The following is a 20,032-nucleotide window of genomic DNA, read 5'->3' as shown; positions in this document are numbered from 1 at the left end:
CCCAAAATCCCCTCCAGACGGAACCCGGCATGTCGCCCAGCCCTCTTTCCCGACCCGAGCATGCTCAGGTCTCTGACGATCCTGCCGATGCGCGGGCGCGCGCGCGCAGCCCGTCGCAGTGTTTTCGACACGGCATGGTGCAGTCGCTGCCGTTCCAGCTGGTGATCGTTCCCTTCGGCATGCTGTTCGGCGTCGTCGCGATGGAGGCCGGGCTGGATATCGCGCAGGTCATGGGATTTTCGGTGCTGGTGCTGGCGGGGGCATCGCAATTCACCGCCGTTCAGCTGTTGTCCGACAATGCGCCCACCTTTGTCATCATCCTGTCGGGGCTTGCGGTGAACCTGCGGATGGCGATGTATTCGGCATCGCTGGTGCCGTGGCTGCGAGAGGCCAGCCCGGGGCAGAAGGGCTGGATCGCCTATATGCTGATCGACCAGAGTTATGCGCTGTCGATCCAGCATTACGAGCGCCACCCGCGGCTGAGCCTGCGGCAAAGGCTGTCCTATTTCTTCGGCACGGCCACGGCGCTGTGCGTTCCGTGGATGGTCTCCAGCTGGGCGGGGGCGATGCTGGGCAATGCGATCCCCGACGATATCGCGCTGGATTTCGCCATGCCGATCACCTTTCTGGCGATGATCGCGCCCATGCTGCGCACGCCCGCGCATCTGACCGCCTGTTTCGTCGCCATCGTCGGATCGCTGCTGTTTGCGGGCCTGCCCTCGGGCACCGGGCTGCTGATCGCGGCGCCACTGGGCATGGCCGCAGGCGCGCTCGTCGAGAAGATGACGGAAACCCGCAGGCAAGAGGACGCATGATGAACCCCGCATCCGATCTGACCGTCTGGATCGTCATTCTGGTGCTGGGCATCGGCACCTTCCTGCTGCGCTGGTCCTTTCTGGGCGCGCTTGGGGACCGCGATTTTCCCGGCTGGGTGCTGCGGATGCTGCGCTATACGCCGGTGGCGGTGCTGCCAGCGCTGGTCACGCCGCTGGTGATGTGGCCCGAGGCGACCGGCGGCCAGACCGATCCCGCCCGGCTGACGGCTGCGGCCGTGACCATCGCCATCGGCATGCTGACCCGCAATATCATTCTGGCGATCATGACGGGCGCGGCGGTGCTGTTCGCGATGCTTTACCTGTTATAGCCGGTGACGACGCCATCCTTCTGGCGCAGCAACACATCGTGATTGTTCGCCGGGTCGCCGTCCATATGACGCTTTGACTGCACATTCGGCAGGGACATGAACCAGTCGCGCAGCTTGAGCGGCGAAAAGCCGGTCGGCGCGCCCTCGAACCCCGGAACGCCGCGCAGAACCTGCCCGGTCGCCACGGCGCAGAAGCTTTTGTTCGCGGAACCCTGCGCCTCGGCCCGCCGAATCGCCAGATCGGCCACCTCGCGGCTGACCAGAACGCGATCCTCGGCCACCCAATAGGTGCTGCGGGCGTGGTAATCGATATAGAAATTCTTGAAATTGTCGGTGATGCCATAAAGCACGTCATGGCGTTCGGGAATGCGCGGATGGTTCCAGCTGCCCGCAGGGTCAAAGATCACCCGCTGGCTGCCATTGATCATCAGCGCGGAATGCCCACCCTCGCCGCGCGGAATGCCGATCACCGTGAACAGCGTGATCGAAGGCGGTTCGGACGAGACATAACGGGCCGAGCGCACGGCCTCGTCGCTGGCCCAGATATTGTCGGCGCCGCAGGCCGACAGCAGCGCCGGAGCAGCCGCCGCAAGAAAGACACGTCTTTTCATCGAAAGGTTCCGGCCCGGATCAGGCGTTGGTCAAAGCCATGAAGATCAGCACCACGATCGACAGCACCGTGACCCAGGTCGCCAGCTTGATGAAGCCCGCAAAGGTCTTCTTGTGTTCGGTGATGTCCATTTCGCCGTATTTGTGTTCGGTGATCTCGTGATGCGTGGCCATGTCTGCCTCCTGTCAGCGTTTGCCCTGCGATAGCCTAATCCGCGCGCGCTGTCACGCCCCCCACAGCACTGCGCCATCCCTTTCGCCGACAGGGCGGATCCGGTCGCGCAGGCGCAGGTGGTTGATATGGGCGACGGCCTCGACCAGCGCCAGACCGAATTCGCCATCGCCGATCCTGCGCCGGAACAGGATGTCGAAACAGCCGACCGCCGTGCGCGGTGCCTGATGCAGCTCCTGCTCCAGCCGGTCCAGCGCGGCGTGGTGGTTGTCGATCAGCTGCCTCAGCCGCGTGGGCAGGCCCCGGAACGGCAGCTTGTGCCCCGGCAGGACCAGTTGCGCGGGCGTGGCCAACCCGGCCAGCCTGCCGCAGCTTTCCAGCCATTCCGCCACCGGATCGGCATCGGGTTCGGTCGGGTAAACCCCCAGATTGGGCGAGATCGAGGGCAGCAGCTGGTCGCCTCCGATCACCAGATCGTCATCCAGCGACCAGAAGGTCGCATGACATGGCGCATGGCCATGCCCCATCGCCACGCGCCAGCGGCGCTGGCCGAACCGGACTTCGCCACCCTCGGTCAGGCGCTGGAATCCGGGCGGCAGCGGATGGACGACATCGGCAAAGTTGAACGGCCGCTCCCCCGCGCGCCGTGCCAGCAGATCGGCGGGCATCCCCGCGCGGCGCCAGAAATCCAACGCCTGATCCGAGGGCCTGTCCTGCACGTCGAGGGTCAGCATCCGCGCCATCAGCCAGGCGGTGCGGCTCATCATCAGCGACGCACCGTCACCCGCCATCAGCCATCCGGCAAGGCCGATATGGTCGGGGTGGTGATGGGTGCCGATGACCCGCCGGATCGGCCGCCCGGCCAGCGGCCCGGCACGCAGGGCCGTCCAGATTTCCCGCCCGCGCGGACTGTCAAAGCCGGTATCGACCACGGTCCAGCCGTCGCCCTCGTCCAGCGCATAGACATTGACGTGATCCAGCGCCATCGGCAGCGGCAGGCGCAGCCACAGCACGCCCTCGGCGACCTCGACCGCCTCACCCTCGGATGGCGGGGTCTCGAACGGGGTGACGATCACGCGCCGAATTCCCCGGCCATGACCGAATCGGACAGCGCCTCCAGATCGCCGGCCTCGGCCAGCGCCTCGGCCAGATCGCCTGCGTAATGCGGCAGGACGCGGGTGATGTGGATCCGCGCCAGCGCGACATGATCCGTCCCCCCGACCCGCGCCGCGCGCAGGTGGAAATGCGCCCCCAGCACACGGGCAAAGGCAGTCAGATAGGGCACCGCCCCGGCGAAACGCTGCTGCTGGTCACGCTCCAGCAGGGTCTGTGTGGCCTCGCGCAGGGTCTCGGCGGCCTGCCAGACATGATTGGCCAGTTCTCCATGATCGGCCTGAGCGGTCTTGGCCCCGTCCAGAACCTCGTCCAGCAGGCGCATCGCGGCCTCGCCGCCATCGGCCAGCTTGCGCCCGACCAGATCCATCGCCTGAATGCCGTTCGTGCCCTCATAGATCGGGGTGATGCGGACATCACGCAGATATTGCGCGGCGCCGGTTTCCTCGACATAGCCCATGCCGCCATGAACCTGCACCGCCATATCGGCCACGCGGCAGCCCGTATCGGTGCCGTAAGCCTTGGCGATCGGCGTCAGAAAGGCGGCGCGGGCGGCGTGATGGGCGTCACCCGTCGCCCGCGACAGGTCGATGGCGGTGGCGCAAGCCAGACCGATGGCGCGGGCGGCAAAGATCTCGGCCCGCGCGCAGGCCAGCATCCGGCGCACATCAGGATGGCGGATGATCGGCCCCATCTGCTGACGCTCGGTCGCATAGTCCACCGCCTTCTGCAACGCCGCCTCGGCCACGCCGACGCCCTGCATGCCGACCCCCAGCCGGGCGCAGTTCATCATGGTGAACATGGCGGCCATGCCCTTGTGCTCCTCGCCCACCAGCCAGCCGGTCGCGCCCTCAAAGCTGAGAACGCAGGTCGGGCTGCCATGAATGCCCAGCTTTTCCTCAAGGCTGACGACCTTCAGACTGTTGGCAACACCGGGCCGACCATCCGCATCGGGGATGAGTTTCGGCACCATGAACAGGCTGATGCCACGGGTGCCCTTCGCCCCGTCCGGCAAGCGCGCCAGCACCAGATGGCAGACGTTTTCGGTCACGTCGCTGTCGCCCCAGGTGATGAAGATCTTCTGCCCGCTGACGGCATAGGTCCCGTCGCCATTGGGCTCGGCCTTGCTGACCAGTGCGCCGACATCGCTGCCCGCGCCCGGCTCGGTCAGGTTCATCGTGCCCGACCATTCACCCGCGATCAGCCTGGGCAGATACAGCGCCTTCAGCTCGTCGCTGGCATGATGCTCCAGCGCCTCGATCTGACCCTGCGTCAGCAGCGGATTCAGTTGCAGCGCCAGACAGGCGCCCGCCATCATCTCGGACACGGCCATGTTCAGCGCCTGCGGCAGACCCATGCCGCCATGTTCGGGATTCGCCGCCAGCCCGATCCAGCCACCCTCGGCAATCGCCCGGAACCCCTCGGCATAGCCCGGAGACGACCGCACCCGTCCGTTTTCCAGCCGCGCGGGCGTGTGATCGCCATTCGCGTTCAGCGGTGCCAGCACGTTCGAGGCCAGCTTGCCCGCCTCGGTCAGGATGGCGCTGGCGGTCTCGGGCGTGGCCTCGCCATAAAGATCGGTCGCGGCAACCTCTGCGAAGGGCACGATATGGCCAAGAATGAATTCGATCTGCCCGACCGGCGCCTTGAAGCTCATCTGTCTCTCTCCCGGACGCACGCTTGGCAATCGACGCGCGCGACACTATCAAACTGATCCGGCCTCCAGTGTAGGAGGATGCGGCATTCCCACAACCCAGGACCCGGCGTCACGAATGCAGACCGAACGACTGACACCCGACCGCCGTGGCCTAACCCGCGCCGCCGACCTGCTGTCCGCGGGCGAACTGATCGCCATCCCGACCGAAACCGTCTATGGCCTTGCCGGTGATGCGCGCAACCCCCGGGCGGTCGCCGGGATCTATGCCGCCAAGGGCCGCCCTGCCTTCAATCCGCTGATCGTGCACCTGCCCGACGCCGACGCCGCCCAAGCCATCGCCACCCTGTCCCCACAGGCGCGGATCCTGGCCGAACGGTTCTGGCCCGGCGCGCTGACCATGGTGCTGCCGCTGCGCGAAGGCGCGGGCATCGCCTCGCTGGTCACGGCGGGGCTGGACAGCATCGCGGTCCGGGTGCCCGCCCATCCGGTGGCCCGCGCGCTTTTGCGCATCTTCGGCGGACCGCTGGCGGCACCCTCGGCCAACCGCTCGGGCCGGATCAGCCCGACCAGCGCCGACCATGTCCTGAACCCCGATGGCGGTCTGGATGGCCGGATCGCTGCGGTGCTGGATGCCGGCCCCTGCCCGGTCGGCGTCGAATCGACCATCATCGGCTGGCAGGACAGCACCCCCTGCCTGCTGCGCCCCGGCGGCATCCCGGCCGAGGATATCCAGACGGCCCTGTCGCGCGCCCTTGCAACCCCGGATCACCGGCCCGATCAACCCAGCGCGCCCGGCCAGCTTCTCAGCCATTACGCCCCCCGGGCCCGCCTGCGGATGAACGCCACCGACCCCGGACCGGATGAAACCCATATCACCTTCGGCAATGACGGCCCCTTCAGCCTGTCCCCGACAGGCGACCTGACCGAAGCCGCCGCCCGCCTCTTCGACATCCTGCACCGCGCCGATTCTGAAAACCGCCCGATCGCCGTCGCCCCGATCCCCGACCACGGCTTGGGCGCCGCCATCAACGACCGCCTGCGCCGCGCCGCCGCGCCGCGCGAATGATCTCCCGCGCCTGATCCCATCTCTGGTGTACAAATATCCCGAAAGCGACGGCGCATCACTCGCTGACCTCTCCATCTGCCGCCCGGCTTCAATGCGAAATGGAACTGCCTTAGGGTTGGCGTCGCGGAGGATGCTCGTTTACCATTTGTTCCACCGGGGGCGAATCGAGACATGGGACACAACTATCAAGGCGGCGATCCGGCAACCGAAGGCGACAGCGTCCATGACGCAGGGGCAACGCCGTCCGACCCCCAGATCCGCAAGATAATCCATGTCGATATGGACGCGTTCTATGCCTCGGTCGAGCAGCGCGACAATCCCGAACTGCGCGGCAAGCCGGTGGCGGTGGGCGGGTCGTCGCTGCGTGGCGTAGTGGCGGCGGCCAGCTATGAGGCGCGGGCCTTCGGGGTCCGCTCGGCCATGCCCTCGGTCACGGCGTCGCGGCTGTGTCCTGACCTGATCTTCGTGCATCACCGCTTTGACGTTTATCGCGCCGTCAGCACCCAGATCCGCGACATCTTCACCGATTACACCCCGCTGGTCGAGCCGCTGTCGCTGGATGAGGCCTATCTGGACGTGACCGACCACCTTTGGCCCGGCCAGACCGCGACACAGGTCGCCCGCGAGATCCGCGCCCGTATCCATCAGACCACCCGCCTGACGGCCAGCGCCGGCGTCAGTTACAACAAGTTTCTGGCCAAGCTGGCCTCGGACCAGAACAAGCCGGACGGGCTGTGCGTCATCACCCCCGAACGCGGCCCCGATTTCGTGCTGGACCTGCCGGTGGGCAAATTCCACGGCATCGGCCCGGCCACGGCGCGCAAGATGAACGCGATGGGCATCATGACCGGCGCCGATCTGCGCGCGCAGGCTCTGGATTTCCTGATCCGCCGTTTCGGCAAATCGGGGCAGTATTACTGGAACATCTCGCGCGGGATCGACCACCGGCAGGTGCGGCCGGACCGGATCCGCAAATCGGTCGGGGCCGAGAACACCTATTCCACCGACCTGAAAACGCTGGCAGAGGCCTGTGACGCCCTTGTTCCGCTGGCTGATAAGGTCTGGCGGCATGTCAGCCGGCACAAGCTTCAGGGCCGGACGGTGACCGTCAAGGTAAAATTTTCGGATTTCAAGCAGATCACCCGCGCGCGCACGTTACCTCACGCCGTCGAAAACGAGACCGAAATGCTGGCGCTTGCCCAGGACCTCGCGGCCAGCGTTCTGCCCGACCCGCGAGGCGCGCGCCTGCTGGGGATCACTCTTTCCGGCTTCGATCACAGCCCGGACGAAAACGAAACGCAGCTAAGACTTTTCTAAGGCCATGCCTCCATGACTGGCCCTTTCCCGTGTGTCCATCGGTCATAACAAGAGTCTGCGGGCATGAGATTGGTAATCTGCGGTCCGGTTTTGGTCGAACACGCCGGAAGTGGCACCTTCAGACAGCGCAACGGGCCAACGCGGTTCGAACGGCGCGAGGTTGGCAAGCGTGGAGTGAGGTCAAACGGGGTTGCAGTCGTGGCGCCAGAGCGCGATCTTGAGGCGGGCATCATCCAGATGTTCCGTCCCGGCCTTTGATGGATTGGATCGATGATGAATCGATCCGGCTCTGAAGTCCGCTGTTTACAGATGAACTCGCATGGTGTCAGGCCCTTGAGGGTCTTCAGTCTTCGTCCAAGGTTGTACGTTTCTATGAAGTCCTGAAGGTGCCGACGCAACTGGTCGCGATCGTCGTAGTGGAAGCGTTTGACGGTGGTCTCTTTGATGGTCCGGTTCATCCGCTCCACCTGTCCGTTCGTCCAGACGGTCCGTTCGGTCTTCAGCGTCAGTAAAAAGCTCTCCATTGTGGAATTGTCACAGTCATTGTCGGCCCGGCTCATGGAGCAGGCGATGCCGTTGCCGATCAGAAGGCGCTGAGACTGCTCAGTGTTGTACGGCACACCCTGCTCCAAATGATACAGCAGGGCATCAGCCTTGCGACGCCCGACGGCCATCATCAGCGTATCAAAGTCCAGCGTAGCGTTAAGGCGAACCACATATCGCCTCACTGCGCCCGGTCTTTCTTCAGGAATGCAATTTCGGCCAAGCCGACCCGCATCTGCCCAATGCCGGGAATCGCCGCTGGGGCTGCCGTCAATACGCGCATCCAGCGGCGCAATACGCTCTCGGCATCATCCGGGTCCCGGGCAACTTGTGCCACCGCGACGCTCCGCTTGGTCGTCCGCCTGACAGCTTGGATTGTGAACTCGCGGTTTAACTTCCGCCTCGTCATCTGCAATCTGAAGGTCTTTGGTGACTATCCTATCTGGGTGTCAGAGAAACTCGCAGAAGGCCAGGTTGCGTGCCGTTGGCCCGCCCTGCAAGGGAAACCCAAGGGCAGGAATTGGAACGCTGGTCAGAGGCCAGGATCCGGACGGATGCATTCGCACGGTATCTCTACCTTGACCGTGGCGGAGATGCCGATCCTCGTCTGCGGCAATTCCGAGCGGATCCGATACGAAGCGGTGCTTGCCAAATTGTGCGGCGTCTGCTCGCACCCGGTCTCGGGTGGCAAGACAATCCGCGTGCGGCTGAAGCGCGGCAGGAACCGACAGGCCAATGCCGCACTTTATCGCGCCGCCGTTGTTCGCATGCGCGACCTCCGCCGCAGAAGCGGTCGGGGTCGGGAGGGAGGAACTCGGGGCGCGTGAACGGGTTACCGCGCGGGCAGCAGGTGGCGGGGCACCAGCCACAGCAGGACCAGCATCGCGAATAACTCGACCAGCGACTGGAACACGATGACGATCGGGGTCATCTCCCATCCTGCGGGCAGTGCCAACGCGAAAGGCAGCACGACGAAGGAATTGCGGGTGGTCAGGGTAAAGACCAGTACCCGGGCCTGTCCTGCCGGCAGGTTCAGCACCCGGCTGATCGCCAGCCCGCACAAAACCGCACCGATCAGAAAGGCGATGCAGGCCAGCAGAACCGGCGACAGAAGCGGCATCGCGCCCCGTACGGCCTCTGCCTGCGACGCCGCGATCATGAACAACACCGCCGCCAGCAGGGGCACGGGTGTCCAGCCAAGCCTCTCGACCGCGGCGATGCGGGTGGGGTTTCCGCCTGCCCATCTCTCGGTTGCGAAGGCGGCGATCAGGGGCAGAATGATGACGATGCCAAACACCACCAGCATCCGCTGCGCCGAGATCAGGGTGACGAATTCGGGCCCCATGAACAGCCGCAGATAGAGTGGCAGCAGCAGCATCTGCGCCACCAGCAGCGCGGGCGTGATCGCGATGGCCCTGCGCAGATCGCCGCCGCCCTGATGGGTGAAGGTCAGAAACCAGTCGGTGCAGGGCACCAGCAGCACCAGAAGCAGACCCAGCCGCACTGCCGGATCGGCAGGAACAAGGCTGACGATCAGCCAGACCAGCAGCGGCAGCAGCGCGAAATTGCCCACCAGCGCCGCCAGTACGAAACGCAGATCCCGGAAGGCGGCGGGCAGATGCGCCAGCCGGATCTGCGCGAAAGTGGCATAGAGCAGCAGCGCCAGCGCGGGCCACAGCAGGCTTTCCAGCACGGGCGCGATCTCGGGCCGGACCGCACCCAGCGCCAGACCGGTCAGAATGGCGGGCAGATAGAGCCAGACCTGATACCGCTCCAGCGTTGCCTTTGTCATTTCCGCCCCATTTCCGTCGTCTGGGGCGTTCATGGCACAGAAATCCGGCGGATACAGCCCACCCCGCCTTTACCGGCGGGGCGGGTGTGGGATCAGGGCTGATCGGATTCCAGCATCTCCATCAGGCGCGAGCGTTTACGCTCTTTCAGGGCGGACCAGATGCCCCAGATCAGCAGCAGCGCCGTGATGCCCATGACGGTGGCGCTGATGGGTCTGTCGATGAAGGTCATGAAATCGCCCCGCGACAGCAGCAATGCGCGGCGGAAATGTTCCTCCATCAGCGGGCCAAGCACGAAGCCAAGCAGCAAGGGGGCCGCAGGCCAGTCGAGGATCCGCATCAGATAGCCCAGAAAGCCGAAGAAAACGACCAGCCAGACCTCGAAACTGGACATGTTGACCGAATAGGTCCCGATGCAGATGAACATCAGCACCGCCGGGAACAGCAGGTGATAGGGGATCATCAGCAGCCGCACCCAGACCCCGATCAGCGGCACGTTCAGCAGCACCAGCAGCAGGTTGCCGATCCAGAAGGACATGATCAGGCCCCAGAACAGCGCCGGCTGGTCGTTCACAAGGCTGGGGCCGGGCGCGATGCCGTGGATCATCAGCGCACCCAGCATCAGCGCCATCGTCGGACTGCCCGGGATGCCCAACGAAAGCGTCGGGATGAAGCTGGTCTGGTCGGCCGAATTGTTGGCGGATTCGGGGGCCATGATGCCCTCGATCGCGCCCTTGCCGAAGCGCTTGGGGTCCTTGGCCACGCGCTTTTCCATCGCATAGGCCATGAAGGCCGCGACCGATGGGCCGGTGCCGGGCAGCGTGCCGAAGAAAGACCCGATGGACGATCCGCGCAGCATCGGAAAGATCGACCGTCGCACGTCGTCCTTCGTCGGCTTCATCGCCTTGAACTTGACCGATTCCGGGTCGATATCGCCGACATGGACGTTGCGGACCGAGGCGATCACCTCGGACACGCCGAAGATGCCCATGGCCAGCGCGATCAGGCTGATCTGGTCGGTCAGTTCCAGCGTGCCGAAGTTGAAGCGCGGCGTGCCGGTATAGATGTCGGCGCCGACGCAGCCGAACATGATGCCCAGCACCACCATCGCCAGCGCCTTGATCGCCGAGCCCTCGGAAATGGTCGAGGCCGCGACCAGCCCCATCACCATCAGCGCGAAATATTCTGCCGAACCGAAGCTGAGCGCATAGCGCGCGATCACCGGCCCGAACAGCATCAGCAGCACGATGCCGATGGAACCGCCGACGAAGGACGCCACCGTCGTCATCAGCAGCGCGACGCCCCCGCGCCCCTGCCGCGCCATCGGGTAGCCGTCCAGACAGGTCACCGCATTGGCGGGCGTGCCGGGAATGTTCAGCAGGATCGAGGCCGTGTTGCCGCCATAGCTGGTCCCGTACCAGATCCCCGCCAGCATGATCAGCGCGGTCGTGGGCTCCAGATAGAAGGTCAGGGGAAACAGCATCGAGATCGCCGACAGCACCCCGATCCCCGGAATGACGCCGACCAGCGTGCCCAGAAACACGCCAAGAAAGCAATAGAACAGGTTCGACACCGACAAGGCGGTGTTGAGACCCAGCGCGATATTGTTGAAGATGTCCATCCCCGGTTCCTCAATACGGCCAGCGATACATCGGCATGGGCAGACCCAGTCCGACGCGGAAGGTCAGCCAGGCGATCAGGCACAGCGACAGGCACAGCAGGAACAGGCTGATGGGGCGCACCTTCAGTTCGGCCAGCGACGAGATGATGGTGACCCCAAGGATCGCCGGGATCAGCCCGAAGGGGCGCACCAGAATGGCGAAGGCACCGACCCCGGCCAGCACGAACAGCGGCGTCCAGATGCGGATCTCGGGCTTGGGTCCGGCGCGAAAGAAGGCCGGAATGGCGATGGCCGCGCCGAACAGCGCCAGAATGATGCCCAGCATCATCGGGAACATACCCGGCGCCATGCGGCGAAAGGTGCCAAGTTCGTAATGGGAGGTGGAATACCAGACCACCCAACCACCGAAGACAATCAGCAGCACCCCGCCTGCGATGTCTCTGTAATCACGAGAAAGCATGATTTTTTTCCTGATCCGGGGCCCTGCCGCGTGCCGCAGGACCAGATGGAACGCGACCCTCGGGCCGTCGGTCTTGGGCGGTCAGCCGCAAACGGGTCCGGCTGGCCGCGCTGTCATCAGTTGGCGTAAACGCCAGCCGCGTCGATCAGCGGACGCCACAGCTCGATTTCGGATTCGACCTTGGCCTTCAGTGCCTCGGGGGTCGCATCTTCCTGCGGCGAGGGCGCGGTGCCCAGATCGGCAAAGCGCTCGATCACGGTTTCATCCTGAAGCGCGGTCTGCAACGCGGCGGTCAGGCTGCTGACGACCTCGTCGGGGGTGCCTGCGGGGGCGTAAAGCCCGTGCCAGATGGTGATCTCGAAATCACCCAGCCCGGCCTCGGCAGTGGTCGGCAAGTCGGGCAGGCTGTCCAGACGTTCCGGCACCGTCACGGCGAAGGGCTTGATCGAGCCGTCGCGGATCTGCTGGGTGGTGTTGGTGGTCTGGTCGCACAGGAAATCCACCTGACCGCCCATCAGATCGGTCACCGCGGGTGCCGTGCCCTGATAGGGGATCGTCGTCATCTGCGTGTCGATCGAGTTCATGAACAGCAGACCGCACAGATGCGACGCCGCACCGATTCCGGCATTGGCATACATCACGTTCTCGCCTTCCTCGCGGATCCAGGCGATGGCGTCCTCCAGCGTATCGACCTCCAGATCGTTGCGGCCGACAAAGACCATCGGCACCTCGGTCACCAACCCGATATATTCGAAATCGGTCAGCGGATCGAAGGGCAGTTCGCGATAGAGCGACGGCGCGGTGGACATGCCGATGTGATGCAGCAGCAGCGTATAGCCATCCGCATTCGCCTGTGCGACACGCGCCGCCCCCAGCGTGCCACCGGCGCCGCCGACATTCTCGACCACGATCTGCTGGCCCAGTTCCCGGCTCATGGCCTGCGCGACCAGACGGGTAACGGTGTCGGTCGGGCCACCCGCCGCAAAGGGCACGACGACATTGATCGGCTGCGTCGGATAATCCTGCGCCCAAGCGGCACCGGCAGCCAACGCCGCAGCGGCGGTAAACAGCGTGATCTTCTTCATGAAACTCTCCTCCTGCATTATCGGGCGCCGTTGATGTCAGGGGAACGGGCGGCGGCGCCGGACCTTCTGGCCAGCAGCGACCGCCGCGCCTCCTCCCCAGGCGCGTTGCTCCTGCCATCAGGGGGATCAAATCCTCGTCGCGCAACCGGGCATCGCCCTGTCAGGCGGTAAATCGACAGATTTCACATGCGGATGTGTGGATTCGGTAACATCGTGCTTGCGGCATGGGTGGATTCTTACCCAAGCCCCGCCCCGGATCAGCCCGGACCCCCGGCATCGGACAGAAAGCCGCGACGATCCAGCCCGTGTTTCTGCATCTTTTCATACAGGGATTTGCGCGACAGGCCGAGGCTTTCGTAAACCGGCTTCAGGCTGCCGCCATGAGCCGCCAAGGCGTCCGCAATCACCTGCTTTTCATAGGCCGCGACGCGGGCCGACAGCCGCTGCGGCGGGGCGGCATCGGCCGCGCCATCCTCGAATTGCAGGCCCAGGCCCAGACCATAGCGATCCGCCGCATTGCGCAATTCGCGGACATTGCCCGGCCAGTCGCGCGCCGCCACGGCCGCAATCACCTGTTCGGGCACGGGCCGGGGGTCGCGCTGATGGCGGACGGCGGCCTCCTGCACCAGTTTCAGAAACAGCAGCGGCACATCCTCGCGTCGTTCCGACAGCGGCGGCACATGCAGCGTCACGACATTCAGGCGATAGAACAGATCCTCGCGGAAGGCGCCCTCGGCCACCCGTTCGGCCAGATCGGTCTTGCTTGTGGCGATGAACCGCACGTCCAGCTGGTATTCCTCGTTCGATCCCAGCCGGGAAACCTTGCGTTCCTCAATCACCCGCAACAGCTTGGCCTGCACGTCCAGCGGCATCGCCCCGATCTCGTCCAGCAGGATCGTGCCGCCCTGCGCCAGCTCGAACCTGCCGAAACGCGCCCGCATCGCGCCGGGAAAGGCGCCCAGTTCGTGACCGAAAAGCTCGCTCTCGATCAGGGTCAGCGGCAGGGCGGCGCAGTTGATGGCGATGAAGGGGCGCGAGGCGCGGGGGCTGAAATCATGCAGCGCCCGGGCCGTGACCTCCTTGCCGACGCCGGTTGCGCCCATCAGCAGCACATCAGCATTGGTCGGCCCCACCGTTCGCAGACGAGAGCGCAGCTCGATCATCGCGGCGGATCGCCCGACCAGCCGCTGTTCCAGATCGTCGCGCTGGCCCGCCGCCGCCCGCAGCAGCCGGTTTTCCAGCACCAGCTGGCGGCGTTCGGCGGCGCGGCGGACGATCTCGGTCAGCCTGCCGGTGGCGAAGGGCTTTTCGACGAAATCATAAGCGCCTTCGCGCATTGCCCGCACGGCCAGCTGCACCTCTCCATGGCCGGTAATCAGGATCACCGGGATTTCGGGGTCGATCTCGTGGATGCGGGTCATTAGCGTCATGCCGTCCATCCCCGGCATGCGGATATCGGTGATGACCACGCCCGCAAAGCCAAAGCTGACATAATCCAGCGCCCGTTCCGCCGCGTTGAACTCGCTCACGCCGAACCCCGCCAGATCCAGCGCCTGAGAGGTCGCGCGCCGCATTTGGTCTTCGTCATCGACAAGCAGAACCTGCGTCAGTGTCACTCGGCGGCCTCCGGCAGATGCGCGGCTTCGGCGGCGGGCAACTCGATGATGAAACCGGCCCCTTCGCCGGGCAGGTTCGCCACCGTCAGATTGCCGCCGAAATCCTTGATGATGTTGTAAGAGATCGACAGCCCCAGTCCCAGCCCCTTGCCCACGCCCTTGGTGGTGAAGAACGGATCGAAGATGCGCGCCAGAATCCCCGCAGGCACGCCGGGGCCATTGTCGCGCACCTGCACGAACACCCGCCCGCCCTCGCGCCACGCGGTCAGGCGGATTTCGGGATAGGGGCGGTCCTCGACCGCGTCGGCGGCGTTGGACAGGATGTTGACCAGCACCTGTTGCAGCCGGACATTGCCCGCCTGCACCATCAGCGGCACCGGCCCCAGATCCACATCCAGCGTCACCCCGACCCCGCGCAGACGCGGCTCGATGATCGGCAGCGTCTCGCGCAATACCTGATCCAGCGCGACGGGTTGCAGCCGTTCATTGGGCTTGCGGGCGAAATTGCGCAGGTGGCGGCCCAGAACCGCCATCCGGTCGGTCAGCGAGGAAATATCGGTGATGTTCTGCCGCGCGTCGTCGATCCGTCCGCGTTTCAGCAGCACGGCGGCATTTTCGGCATAGGCCTTGACCGCCCCCAGCGGCTGGTTGAATTCATGGCTCAGCGCCGCCGACATCTGCCCCAGCGCGGCCATCTTGCCCGCCTGCACCAGATCGGCCTGGGTCTTGCGCAATTCGCGTTCGGTCGCGCGACGCTCGATCACCTCTTCCTCCAGCCGGTGATTGACCTCGGCCAGATCGGCGGTGCGTTCGCTGACCCGCCGTTCCAGCATCTCCTGCGCCTCGCGCTGAACCGAAAAGCGTTCCTCCAGCCGCCGGCGCCGCTGTTGCAGGCTGAGCCAGCCAAGCGCCGCCACCCCCAGCATCAGCAGCAGCGCGGCGACCGATACCAGCGCCTGATTGCGCGCGGGGCGGGTCTGCATCAGCACCTTGATGGTCCATTCGGCCTCGGGCATGGATTCGGTGACGGCCAGATACTCGGTGCGGTCGCCGCCTTCCTGCACCGTCAGCAGCAGATGCCCCGCCGGATCAACGCTGCGCGTCACCGGCAATTCGCGCAGATCGGTCTCGGCATAGCGGCGGGTCGCCGCCGTGCGCTCCAGCCGGTCGGGGGTCAGCTGGTCGATGGCGGCGAAACGCCATTCCGGCCGGTCGGACATGAAGATGATGCCTTCGGGGTCGATCACGATGATGCGGAAATCGGTGCCGTGCCAGCTGGTCTCGATCATGTCCATGTCCATCTTGAACACCACGACGCCCTGCGGCCCGTCCGGCGTGCGCACCGGCGCCCCGAAGTAATAGCCCCGCTTCAACGAGGTCGTCCCCAGCGCGAAGAACCGCCCCTCGTCGCTGGTCAGCGCGTCATAAAAATAGGGGCGATAGGCGAAATTCTCGCCCACGAAACTGACCGGACCCTCGAAATTCGAGGCCGCGACGGTGTTGCCATCGGTCAGCATGACATAGATGTCCGACGATCCCAGCAGCGCATTCACGTCGCGCAGATAGTGGTTCACCCGGTCGATCAGCACCTGGTTCTGCGGGTCCGTCACCAGCGCCTGGATATCGTCATGCTGCGCGATCAGTTGCGGCAGGTTGCGATAGCGCGCCAGTTCCCCGCGCAGGGCGGTGGCGGCAAGGCCAAGCGTGTTCTGGCCGCGTTCGGACAGCTGATCGAATTGCAGCCGCGTCATATAGCGCGCGGCGGGAACCGCCACCGCCAGCGCGGCGACGATCAACACGGCACCGATCACGCCATAGCGCCCCAACGATTTCATCCCGGTGCCGATCCTCCTCTGATCCCAAAGGCAGGATAATGCCAGTGTCCGGCCGGGGCAAATGGCAGGTTCAGGCCTGCTGCCGCGTACCGCGCCGCCTTGGCCCGAACAGCGCCGCCAGCCCAAGGATCACCCCGGACACCAGCGCGATCATCCCGGCGGCCGAAACCGAATGCTGCCCGCCCAGCCACAGCGGTCCGTATCCCGCCAGCACATAACCGAGGATGGCCGAGATGGTGGCGAAGACAAGGCTCCATCCGACCTGCGGGCCGATGCGGTCGGTCATCATTCGCGCGGCGGCGGGCGGGCAGATGAACATCGCGATCACGATGATCGAGCCCACCGCATCAAAAGCCGCCACCGCCGCCACCGCGACCATCACCACCAGCCCGAACCCGCTCAGCGCCGGACGTGCGCCGATGCTGGCGGCAAAGGCCGCATCAAAGGTGCCGATCACCAGTTCCTTCCACAGCACCACGGTAAAGACGACCATCGCCAGCAGCACCAGCGCCAGCCGCCCAAGCTGCGGCGGCAGGCTGGCCAGCGCCACCGGATCGGCCAATGAGGCCCATGACGTGCCGCGCAGCCAGATCAGGCTTTCCAGATTGCCATAGAGGACATGCTCGACATCCAGATGGACATTGCTGGTATCGCTCTGCTCGATCAACAACACGCCAAGCGCGAACAGCGTGGTAAAGACGACACCCATCGCCGCCCCCGGTTCGATCCGACCCAACCTGCGGATCAGCTCGATCAGGCCGACGGCGATGATCGCCGAGGCGGCGGCGCCCAGCAGCATCGGCCAGGCGGCCAGTGTGCCGGTCAGCAGGAAGGCCACAACGATACCGGGCAGCGCGACATGGCTGATGGCGTCGCCGATCAGGCTTTGGCGGCGCAGCACAAGGAAATTGCCCGGCAAGGCGCAGGCGCAGGCGGCCAGCGTGCCGATCAGGATCGGCGTCAGGCTGAGTTGCACGAAACCGTTGATCATGGGGCGACCTCTCGCGGACCAGCGGCCGTGCCCAGCCTGCGGTCCAGATCCTCGATGATATCGGGCGACAGCACCTCGGCCAGCGGGCGGATGCCCTGCGACATCGAGGCGGCGGCCTCTTCGGGGTAAAGGCTGCGATAGAGGGTCCAGCGCGCCTCGTCCCGGCAGGCATCGGCGGCGGCGGCGCGGCCTTCCAGGGTGGCGACCCCGTCGGCGCGGACAAAGCCCCGCGACCGCAGGCGGCGCAGGCTGTCGCGGTCATAGATCGGCTGGTTGCGGGCCAGCGCCAGCAGGCCCTGACGCTCGTGCACAAGGCCATGAAACCGCAGCCGGTGGATGACCCCCGCCAGCAGCCCCCGGCGCGGCGAAAAGACCAGCGACAGCACGAACAGCGCAAAGGCGAACAGCACGATCAGCGACCCGGTGGGCAGACCGCGATCCAGCGAGGACACCACCGCCCCCAGCCATGCCGCCATCGCCCCCAGCACGGCTGCGATCACCACCATGCGGCCGGGGCGGTCCGTCCAGAACCGTGCGGCGACCGGGGGGGTGATGGTCAGCGCCACGATCAGCACCAGCCCGGCCACCTTCAGCCCGATCACCGTCACCGCCATCAGCAGCCCCATCATCGCCAGATCGGTCAGCCGGACATTGATCCCCCTGACCTGCGCATATTCGGGGTCGAAACAGACCAGCGTAAAAGGGCGGCGCAGCAGAAAGATCGCGATGCCGGTCAGCGCGGCGGCAATGGCGATGATCTGCGCCTCGGATCGCAGCATCCCCGCCGTCGAACCCAGAAGATAGCTGGACAGCCCCGCCTGCCGCCCGACCGGCATCACCTGCACCACGGTCATCAGCACCACCCCGGCGCCGAAGAACACCGACAGGACAGCGCCGATCGCGGCATCCTCGGCCAGCCGGGTGCGGCGTTGCAGCCAGTCCACGATCAGCAGCCCCAGCCCGGCGGATATCGCCGCCCCGATCATCAGCCCCGGCATCCAGCGGCCATCGCCGGTCAGCAGCGCCATTGCGATGAAGGCCAGCGCCAGCCCCGGCAGGGTCGCATGGCTGATCGCATCCGATACCAGCGAACGTTTGCGCAGCAGCACAAAGCTGCCGATGGCCCCCGCGCAGGCCCCCAGCACCGCCGCCCCCACCGTCACCAGCGCGGTGTTATAGCCCGCCTGCAGGAACAGTGCCGCGAAAAAGCCGTTCATCCCGCCTGACCCGCGATGCCGGTGGCGATCCGGTCGATTTGCGCCGTGGCCAGCCGCCCGCCATAGGCGATCTGCAAATTCTCGGGGGTAAAGGCCGCTGCCACCGGCCCATCCGCGACCCGGCGCACATTCAGGATCAGCACATGGCTGAAATAATCGCGCACCGTGGCCAGATCGTGATGCACGCAGATGATGGTCTTGCCGCGCTGGTTCAGGTCCTTCAGCACGGCGATGATGGCGCGTTCGGTCGCCGCATCGACCCCGGCAAAGGGCTCGTCCATGACATAGAGTTCGGCGTCCTGCGCCAGTGCGCGGGCCAGAAACACCCGCTGCTGCTGGCCGCCCGACAATTGCCCGATCTGGCGATGCGCGAAGGCCTGCATGCCCACGCGATCCAGACAATCCATCGCCCGCCTTCGGTGGCGCGCGCCCGCGAAACGCAGAAAGCCGATATCGCGATACAGCCCCATCAGCACCACATCCAGCACGGTGGCCGGAAAATCCCAATCCACGCTGGCCCGCTGCGGCACATAGGCGATGCGGTGCCGGGCCTGCTTCAGCGGCCGTCCGAAGGACGTCACCTCGCCCGAGACCCGCGGGACGATCCCCAGCGCCGCCTTGATCAGCGTCGATTTACCCGCACCATTCGGCCCGATCACCGCCAGCATCGCCCCCGGCGGCGTCACGAAATCCACCGAGAACAGCACCGGCTTGTCGCCATAGGACACCGTCAGCCCGCCGATCGCCAGCGGGCTTTCGGGATGGTCGCGGGCCAGCCTGCGCCCGCCATGCGCCACAAGTTCCGGACTGGCGTTCATTTCACGTCCCCCAACAGGCCCTTCATGCCCTTTTCCGGCGCCTCGCCGCCAAGTGCGCGGGTGATGGTGGTGACGTTATGGTCGATCATGCCGATATAGCTGCCCTCATAGCTGCCGGGACTGCCCATCGCGTCGGAAAACAGCTCTCCGCCGATGGTCAGATCGTGCCCCTGCGCGCGCGCACCTTCGATCAGCGCCATGACATTGCGGTCGGAAACCGAGCTTTCGACAAAGATCCCGCCGATCCGCCGATCCACCAGCAGCCTGACCAGAGATTCGATCTGCGCCAGCCCGGCCTCGGATTCGGTCGAGATCCCCTGAATCCCCATCACCTCGTAATCATAGGCCCGCCCGAAATAGTTGAAGGCGTCATGGGCCGTGACCAGCACCCGCGCCTCTGGCGGCACGGTGGCCAGCACGCCTGCGGCATAATCCTGCAATTCCGACAGTTCCTGCAAATGGGTCTCGGCATTGGCGGCAAATGTCTCGGCGCCTTCGGGATCAAGATCGGTCAGCGAATCGCGCGCCGCCTCGACCACATCGGCCCAAAGAGTGGGGTCCATCCAGACATGCGGATCATGGCGGCCCTCATATTCCTCGGACCCCAGCAGGCTGTCCCGTGGCAACAGCTCGGCCAGTGCCACGACCGGCTTGATATCGCCCAGTTCGTGGAAGAACTGCTCCAGCTGCGCCTCGAGGGACAGACCATGCCAGAACACCGCATCGGCCGAGGTCATCGCCATGATGTCCGACCGCGTCTGGCGATAGCCATGCGGATCGACACCGGGCCCCATCAGCGCGCGAACCTCGACCCGCTCTCCGCCGACCTGGGTGATGGCATCGGCGATCATGCCGGTGGTGGCAACGACGTTCAGCCTGCCCCCTGCCGCCTGGGCGGGATTCAACGCCAATGCCGCCAGAAGTACCGTCCCCACCCCGGCCAAAAGCGTTCGCCTGTTCATCATGCGCCTTCCCAGT

Annotated in this window: 20 protein-coding genes and 1 pseudogene; 5 read left to right on the top strand and 16 right to left on the bottom strand. The window is 65.5% G+C overall.

All coding sequences use genetic code 11. The features are described 5' to 3' along the window. The first annotated feature begins 29 nt into the window (after nt 1-29). Together JHW40_RS06015 and JHW40_RS06010 are read left to right on the top strand one after the other, a co-directional pair. A complete protein-coding gene (locus tag JHW40_RS06015) occupies nt 30-815 on the top strand; it encodes an AzlC family ABC transporter permease (RefSeq protein ID WP_090614839.1) in 786 nt (261 codons plus the stop codon). Beyond that, the gene (locus JHW40_RS06010) at nt 815-1,144 is read left to right on the top strand and encodes an AzlD domain-containing protein (protein ID WP_090614936.1); all 330 of its coding nucleotides are present in this window, start codon (nt 815-817) and stop codon (nt 1,142-1,144) included. Before JHW40_RS06015 ends, JHW40_RS06010 begins: the two co-directional genes overlap by 1 nt. Here the strand turns inward: JHW40_RS06010 and JHW40_RS06005 are convergent. The 4 genes from JHW40_RS06005 to JHW40_RS05990 are packed head-to-tail and all read right to left on the bottom strand — an operon-like array spanning nt 1,132 to nt 4,695. Then, nucleotides 1,132-1,755, bottom strand: a complete 624-nt coding sequence (locus JHW40_RS06005) for a hypothetical protein (protein WP_090614836.1) — start codon at nt 1,753-1,755, stop codon at nt 1,132-1,134. The two genes, JHW40_RS06010 and JHW40_RS06005, sit on opposite strands and share 13 nt — an antisense overlap. Before the next feature lie 19 nt (nt 1,756-1,774). Further along, nucleotides 1,775-1,927 carry an aa3-type cytochrome c oxidase subunit IV gene (locus JHW40_RS06000; RefSeq protein ID WP_090614833.1) on the bottom strand — a complete coding sequence of 51 codons (153 nt, stop codon included), beginning with the start codon at nt 1,925-1,927 and terminating at the stop codon, nt 1,775-1,777. A gap of 51 nt (nt 1,928-1,978) precedes the next feature. Next, complete coding sequence (locus JHW40_RS05995; RefSeq protein WP_170851894.1) at nt 1,979-3,010, bottom strand: MBL fold metallo-hydrolase; 1,032 nt, start codon at nt 3,008-3,010, stop codon at nt 1,979-1,981. Continuing rightward, the gene (locus tag JHW40_RS05990) at nt 2,998-4,695 is read right to left on the bottom strand and encodes an acyl-CoA dehydrogenase family protein (RefSeq protein ID WP_090614828.1); all 1,698 of its coding nucleotides are present in this window, start codon (nt 4,693-4,695) and stop codon (nt 2,998-3,000) included. Before JHW40_RS05990 ends, JHW40_RS05995 begins: the two co-directional genes overlap by 13 nt. Before the next feature lie 115 nt (nt 4,696-4,810). Here JHW40_RS05990 and JHW40_RS05985 point away from each other — a divergent pair, with 115 nt between their 5' ends. Beyond that, nucleotides 4,811-5,761 carry an L-threonylcarbamoyladenylate synthase gene (locus JHW40_RS05985; protein WP_090614823.1) on the top strand — a complete coding sequence of 317 codons (951 nt, stop codon included), beginning with the start codon at nt 4,811-4,813 and terminating at the stop codon, nt 5,759-5,761. 171 nt (nt 5,762-5,932) lie between these two features. Then, complete coding sequence (gene dinB, locus JHW40_RS05980; RefSeq protein ID WP_090614821.1) at nt 5,933-7,078, top strand: DNA polymerase IV; 1,146 nt, start codon at nt 5,933-5,935, stop codon at nt 7,076-7,078. A gap of 240 nt (nt 7,079-7,318) precedes the next feature. Here dinB and JHW40_RS05975 read toward each other — a convergent pair. Beyond that, nucleotides 7,319-7,560 (bottom strand): annotated as a pseudogene (locus tag JHW40_RS05975) (integrase core domain-containing protein); the annotation flags it as partial. 242 nt (nt 7,561-7,802) lie between these two features. Next, the gene (locus JHW40_RS05970; protein WP_244519291.1) at nt 7,803-8,030 is read right to left on the bottom strand and encodes a transposase; all 228 of its coding nucleotides are present in this window, start codon (nt 8,028-8,030) and stop codon (nt 7,803-7,805) included. Between the two features lie 145 nt (nt 8,031-8,175). Here JHW40_RS05970 and JHW40_RS05965 point away from each other — a divergent pair, with 145 nt between their 5' ends. Continuing rightward, complete coding sequence (locus JHW40_RS05965) at nt 8,176-8,448, top strand: transposase (protein WP_090614817.1); 273 nt, start codon at nt 8,176-8,178, stop codon at nt 8,446-8,448. Between the two features lie 5 nt (nt 8,449-8,453). On the opposite strand, the gene JHW40_RS05960 is transcribed toward JHW40_RS05965, so the two are convergent. The 10 genes from JHW40_RS05960 to JHW40_RS05915 form a co-directional block, all read right to left on the bottom strand. Further along, nucleotides 8,454-9,413 (bottom strand): arsenic resistance protein, encoded by a 960-nt coding sequence (locus tag JHW40_RS05960; protein ID WP_090614814.1) that lies wholly within the window; start codon nt 9,411-9,413, stop codon nt 8,454-8,456. Between the two features lie 92 nt (nt 9,414-9,505). Further along, nucleotides 9,506-11,032 carry a tripartite tricarboxylate transporter permease gene (locus JHW40_RS05955; protein WP_090614811.1) on the bottom strand — a complete coding sequence of 509 codons (1,527 nt, stop codon included), beginning with the start codon at nt 11,030-11,032 and terminating at the stop codon, nt 9,506-9,508. A gap of 10 nt (nt 11,033-11,042) precedes the next feature. After that, the gene (locus tag JHW40_RS05950) at nt 11,043-11,492 is read right to left on the bottom strand and encodes a tripartite tricarboxylate transporter TctB family protein (RefSeq protein WP_090614808.1); all 450 of its coding nucleotides are present in this window, start codon (nt 11,490-11,492) and stop codon (nt 11,043-11,045) included. A gap of 116 nt (nt 11,493-11,608) precedes the next feature. Then, on the bottom strand, nt 11,609-12,577 hold the full coding sequence (locus tag JHW40_RS05945; protein WP_090614805.1) for a tripartite tricarboxylate transporter substrate-binding protein: 969 nt from the start codon (nt 12,575-12,577) through the stop codon (nt 11,609-11,611). 257 nt (nt 12,578-12,834) lie between these two features. Beyond that, nucleotides 12,835-14,193: a sigma-54-dependent transcriptional regulator gene (locus JHW40_RS05940; protein WP_090614803.1), complete on the bottom strand. Its 1,359-nt coding sequence runs from the start codon at nt 14,191-14,193 to the stop codon at nt 12,835-12,837. Continuing rightward, nucleotides 14,190-16,028, bottom strand: a complete 1,839-nt coding sequence (locus tag JHW40_RS05935; protein WP_090614799.1) for a sensor histidine kinase — start codon at nt 16,026-16,028, stop codon at nt 14,190-14,192. The genes JHW40_RS05940 and JHW40_RS05935 overlap by 4 nt, the downstream gene beginning before the upstream one ends. Before the next feature lie 70 nt (nt 16,029-16,098). Next, a complete protein-coding gene (locus tag JHW40_RS05930; RefSeq protein WP_170851893.1) occupies nt 16,099-17,019 on the bottom strand; it encodes a metal ABC transporter permease in 921 nt (306 codons plus the stop codon). Beyond that, nucleotides 17,016-18,236 carry a metal ABC transporter permease gene (locus tag JHW40_RS05925; RefSeq protein WP_090614794.1) on the bottom strand — a complete coding sequence of 407 codons (1,221 nt, stop codon included), beginning with the start codon at nt 18,234-18,236 and terminating at the stop codon, nt 17,016-17,018. The genes JHW40_RS05930 and JHW40_RS05925 overlap by 4 nt, the downstream gene beginning before the upstream one ends. Continuing rightward, entirely contained in the window at nt 18,233-19,054 is an 822-nt protein-coding gene (locus JHW40_RS05920; protein ID WP_090614792.1) for a metal ABC transporter ATP-binding protein, read from the bottom strand. The genes JHW40_RS05925 and JHW40_RS05920 overlap by 4 nt, the downstream gene beginning before the upstream one ends. Next, entirely contained in the window at nt 19,051-20,019 is a 969-nt protein-coding gene (locus tag JHW40_RS05915; RefSeq protein WP_090614789.1) for a metal ABC transporter solute-binding protein, Zn/Mn family, read from the bottom strand. The genes JHW40_RS05920 and JHW40_RS05915 overlap by 4 nt, the downstream gene beginning before the upstream one ends. Nucleotides 20,020-20,032 lie beyond the last annotated feature (13 nt).

Origin of the sequence: Paracoccus alcaliphilus (genome assembly GCF_028553725.1) — a bacterium.
Classification (GTDB): Bacteria; Pseudomonadota; Alphaproteobacteria; order Rhodobacterales; family Rhodobacteraceae; genus Paracoccus; species Paracoccus alcaliphilus.
This window is presented reverse-complemented; position numbering and strand designations above follow the sequence as displayed.

Bases quoted from the DNA above. Each gene is read 5' to 3' on its own strand.
- JHW40_RS06015 (WP_090614839.1), top strand. From the start codon at position 30: ATGTCGCCCAGCCCTCTTTCCCGACCCGAGCATGCTCAGGTCTCTGAC.
- JHW40_RS06010 (WP_090614936.1), top strand. From the start codon at position 815: ATGAACCCCGCATCCGATCTGACCGTCTGGATCGTCATTCTGGTGCTG.
- JHW40_RS06005 (WP_090614836.1), bottom strand. From the start codon at position 1,755: ATGAAAAGACGTGTCTTTCTTGCGGCGGCTGCTCCGGCGCTGCTGTCG.
- JHW40_RS06000 (WP_090614833.1), bottom strand. From the start codon at position 1,927: ATGGCCACGCATCACGAGATCACCGAACACAAATACGGCGAAATGGAC.
- JHW40_RS05990 (WP_090614828.1), bottom strand. From the start codon at position 4,695: ATGAGCTTCAAGGCGCCGGTCGGGCAGATCGAATTCATTCTTGGCCAT.
- JHW40_RS05985 (WP_090614823.1), top strand. From the start codon at position 4,811: ATGCAGACCGAACGACTGACACCCGACCGCCGTGGCCTAACCCGCGCC.
- dinB (WP_090614821.1), top strand. From the start codon at position 5,933: ATGGGACACAACTATCAAGGCGGCGATCCGGCAACCGAAGGCGACAGC.
- JHW40_RS05970 (WP_244519291.1), bottom strand. From the start codon at position 8,030: ATGACGAGGCGGAAGTTAAACCGCGAGTTCACAATCCAAGCTGTCAGG.
- JHW40_RS05965 (WP_090614817.1), top strand. From the start codon at position 8,176: ATGCATTCGCACGGTATCTCTACCTTGACCGTGGCGGAGATGCCGATC.
- JHW40_RS05960 (WP_090614814.1), bottom strand. From the start codon at position 9,413: ATGACAAAGGCAACGCTGGAGCGGTATCAGGTCTGGCTCTATCTGCCC.
- JHW40_RS05955 (WP_090614811.1), bottom strand. From the start codon at position 11,032: ATGGACATCTTCAACAATATCGCGCTGGGTCTCAACACCGCCTTGTCG.
- JHW40_RS05950 (WP_090614808.1), bottom strand. From the start codon at position 11,492: ATGCTTTCTCGTGATTACAGAGACATCGCAGGCGGGGTGCTGCTGATT.
- JHW40_RS05945 (WP_090614805.1), bottom strand. From the start codon at position 12,577: ATGAAGAAGATCACGCTGTTTACCGCCGCTGCGGCGTTGGCTGCCGGT.
- JHW40_RS05935 (WP_090614799.1), bottom strand. From the start codon at position 16,028: ATGAAATCGTTGGGGCGCTATGGCGTGATCGGTGCCGTGTTGATCGTC.
- JHW40_RS05930 (WP_170851893.1), bottom strand. From the start codon at position 17,019: ATGATCAACGGTTTCGTGCAACTCAGCCTGACGCCGATCCTGATCGGC.
- JHW40_RS05925 (WP_090614794.1), bottom strand. From the start codon at position 18,236: ATGAACGGCTTTTTCGCGGCACTGTTCCTGCAGGCGGGCTATAACACC.
- JHW40_RS05920 (WP_090614792.1), bottom strand. From the start codon at position 19,054: ATGAACGCCAGTCCGGAACTTGTGGCGCATGGCGGGCGCAGGCTGGCC.
- JHW40_RS05915 (WP_090614789.1), bottom strand. From the start codon at position 20,019: ATGATGAACAGGCGAACGCTTTTGGCCGGGGTGGGGACGGTACTTCTG.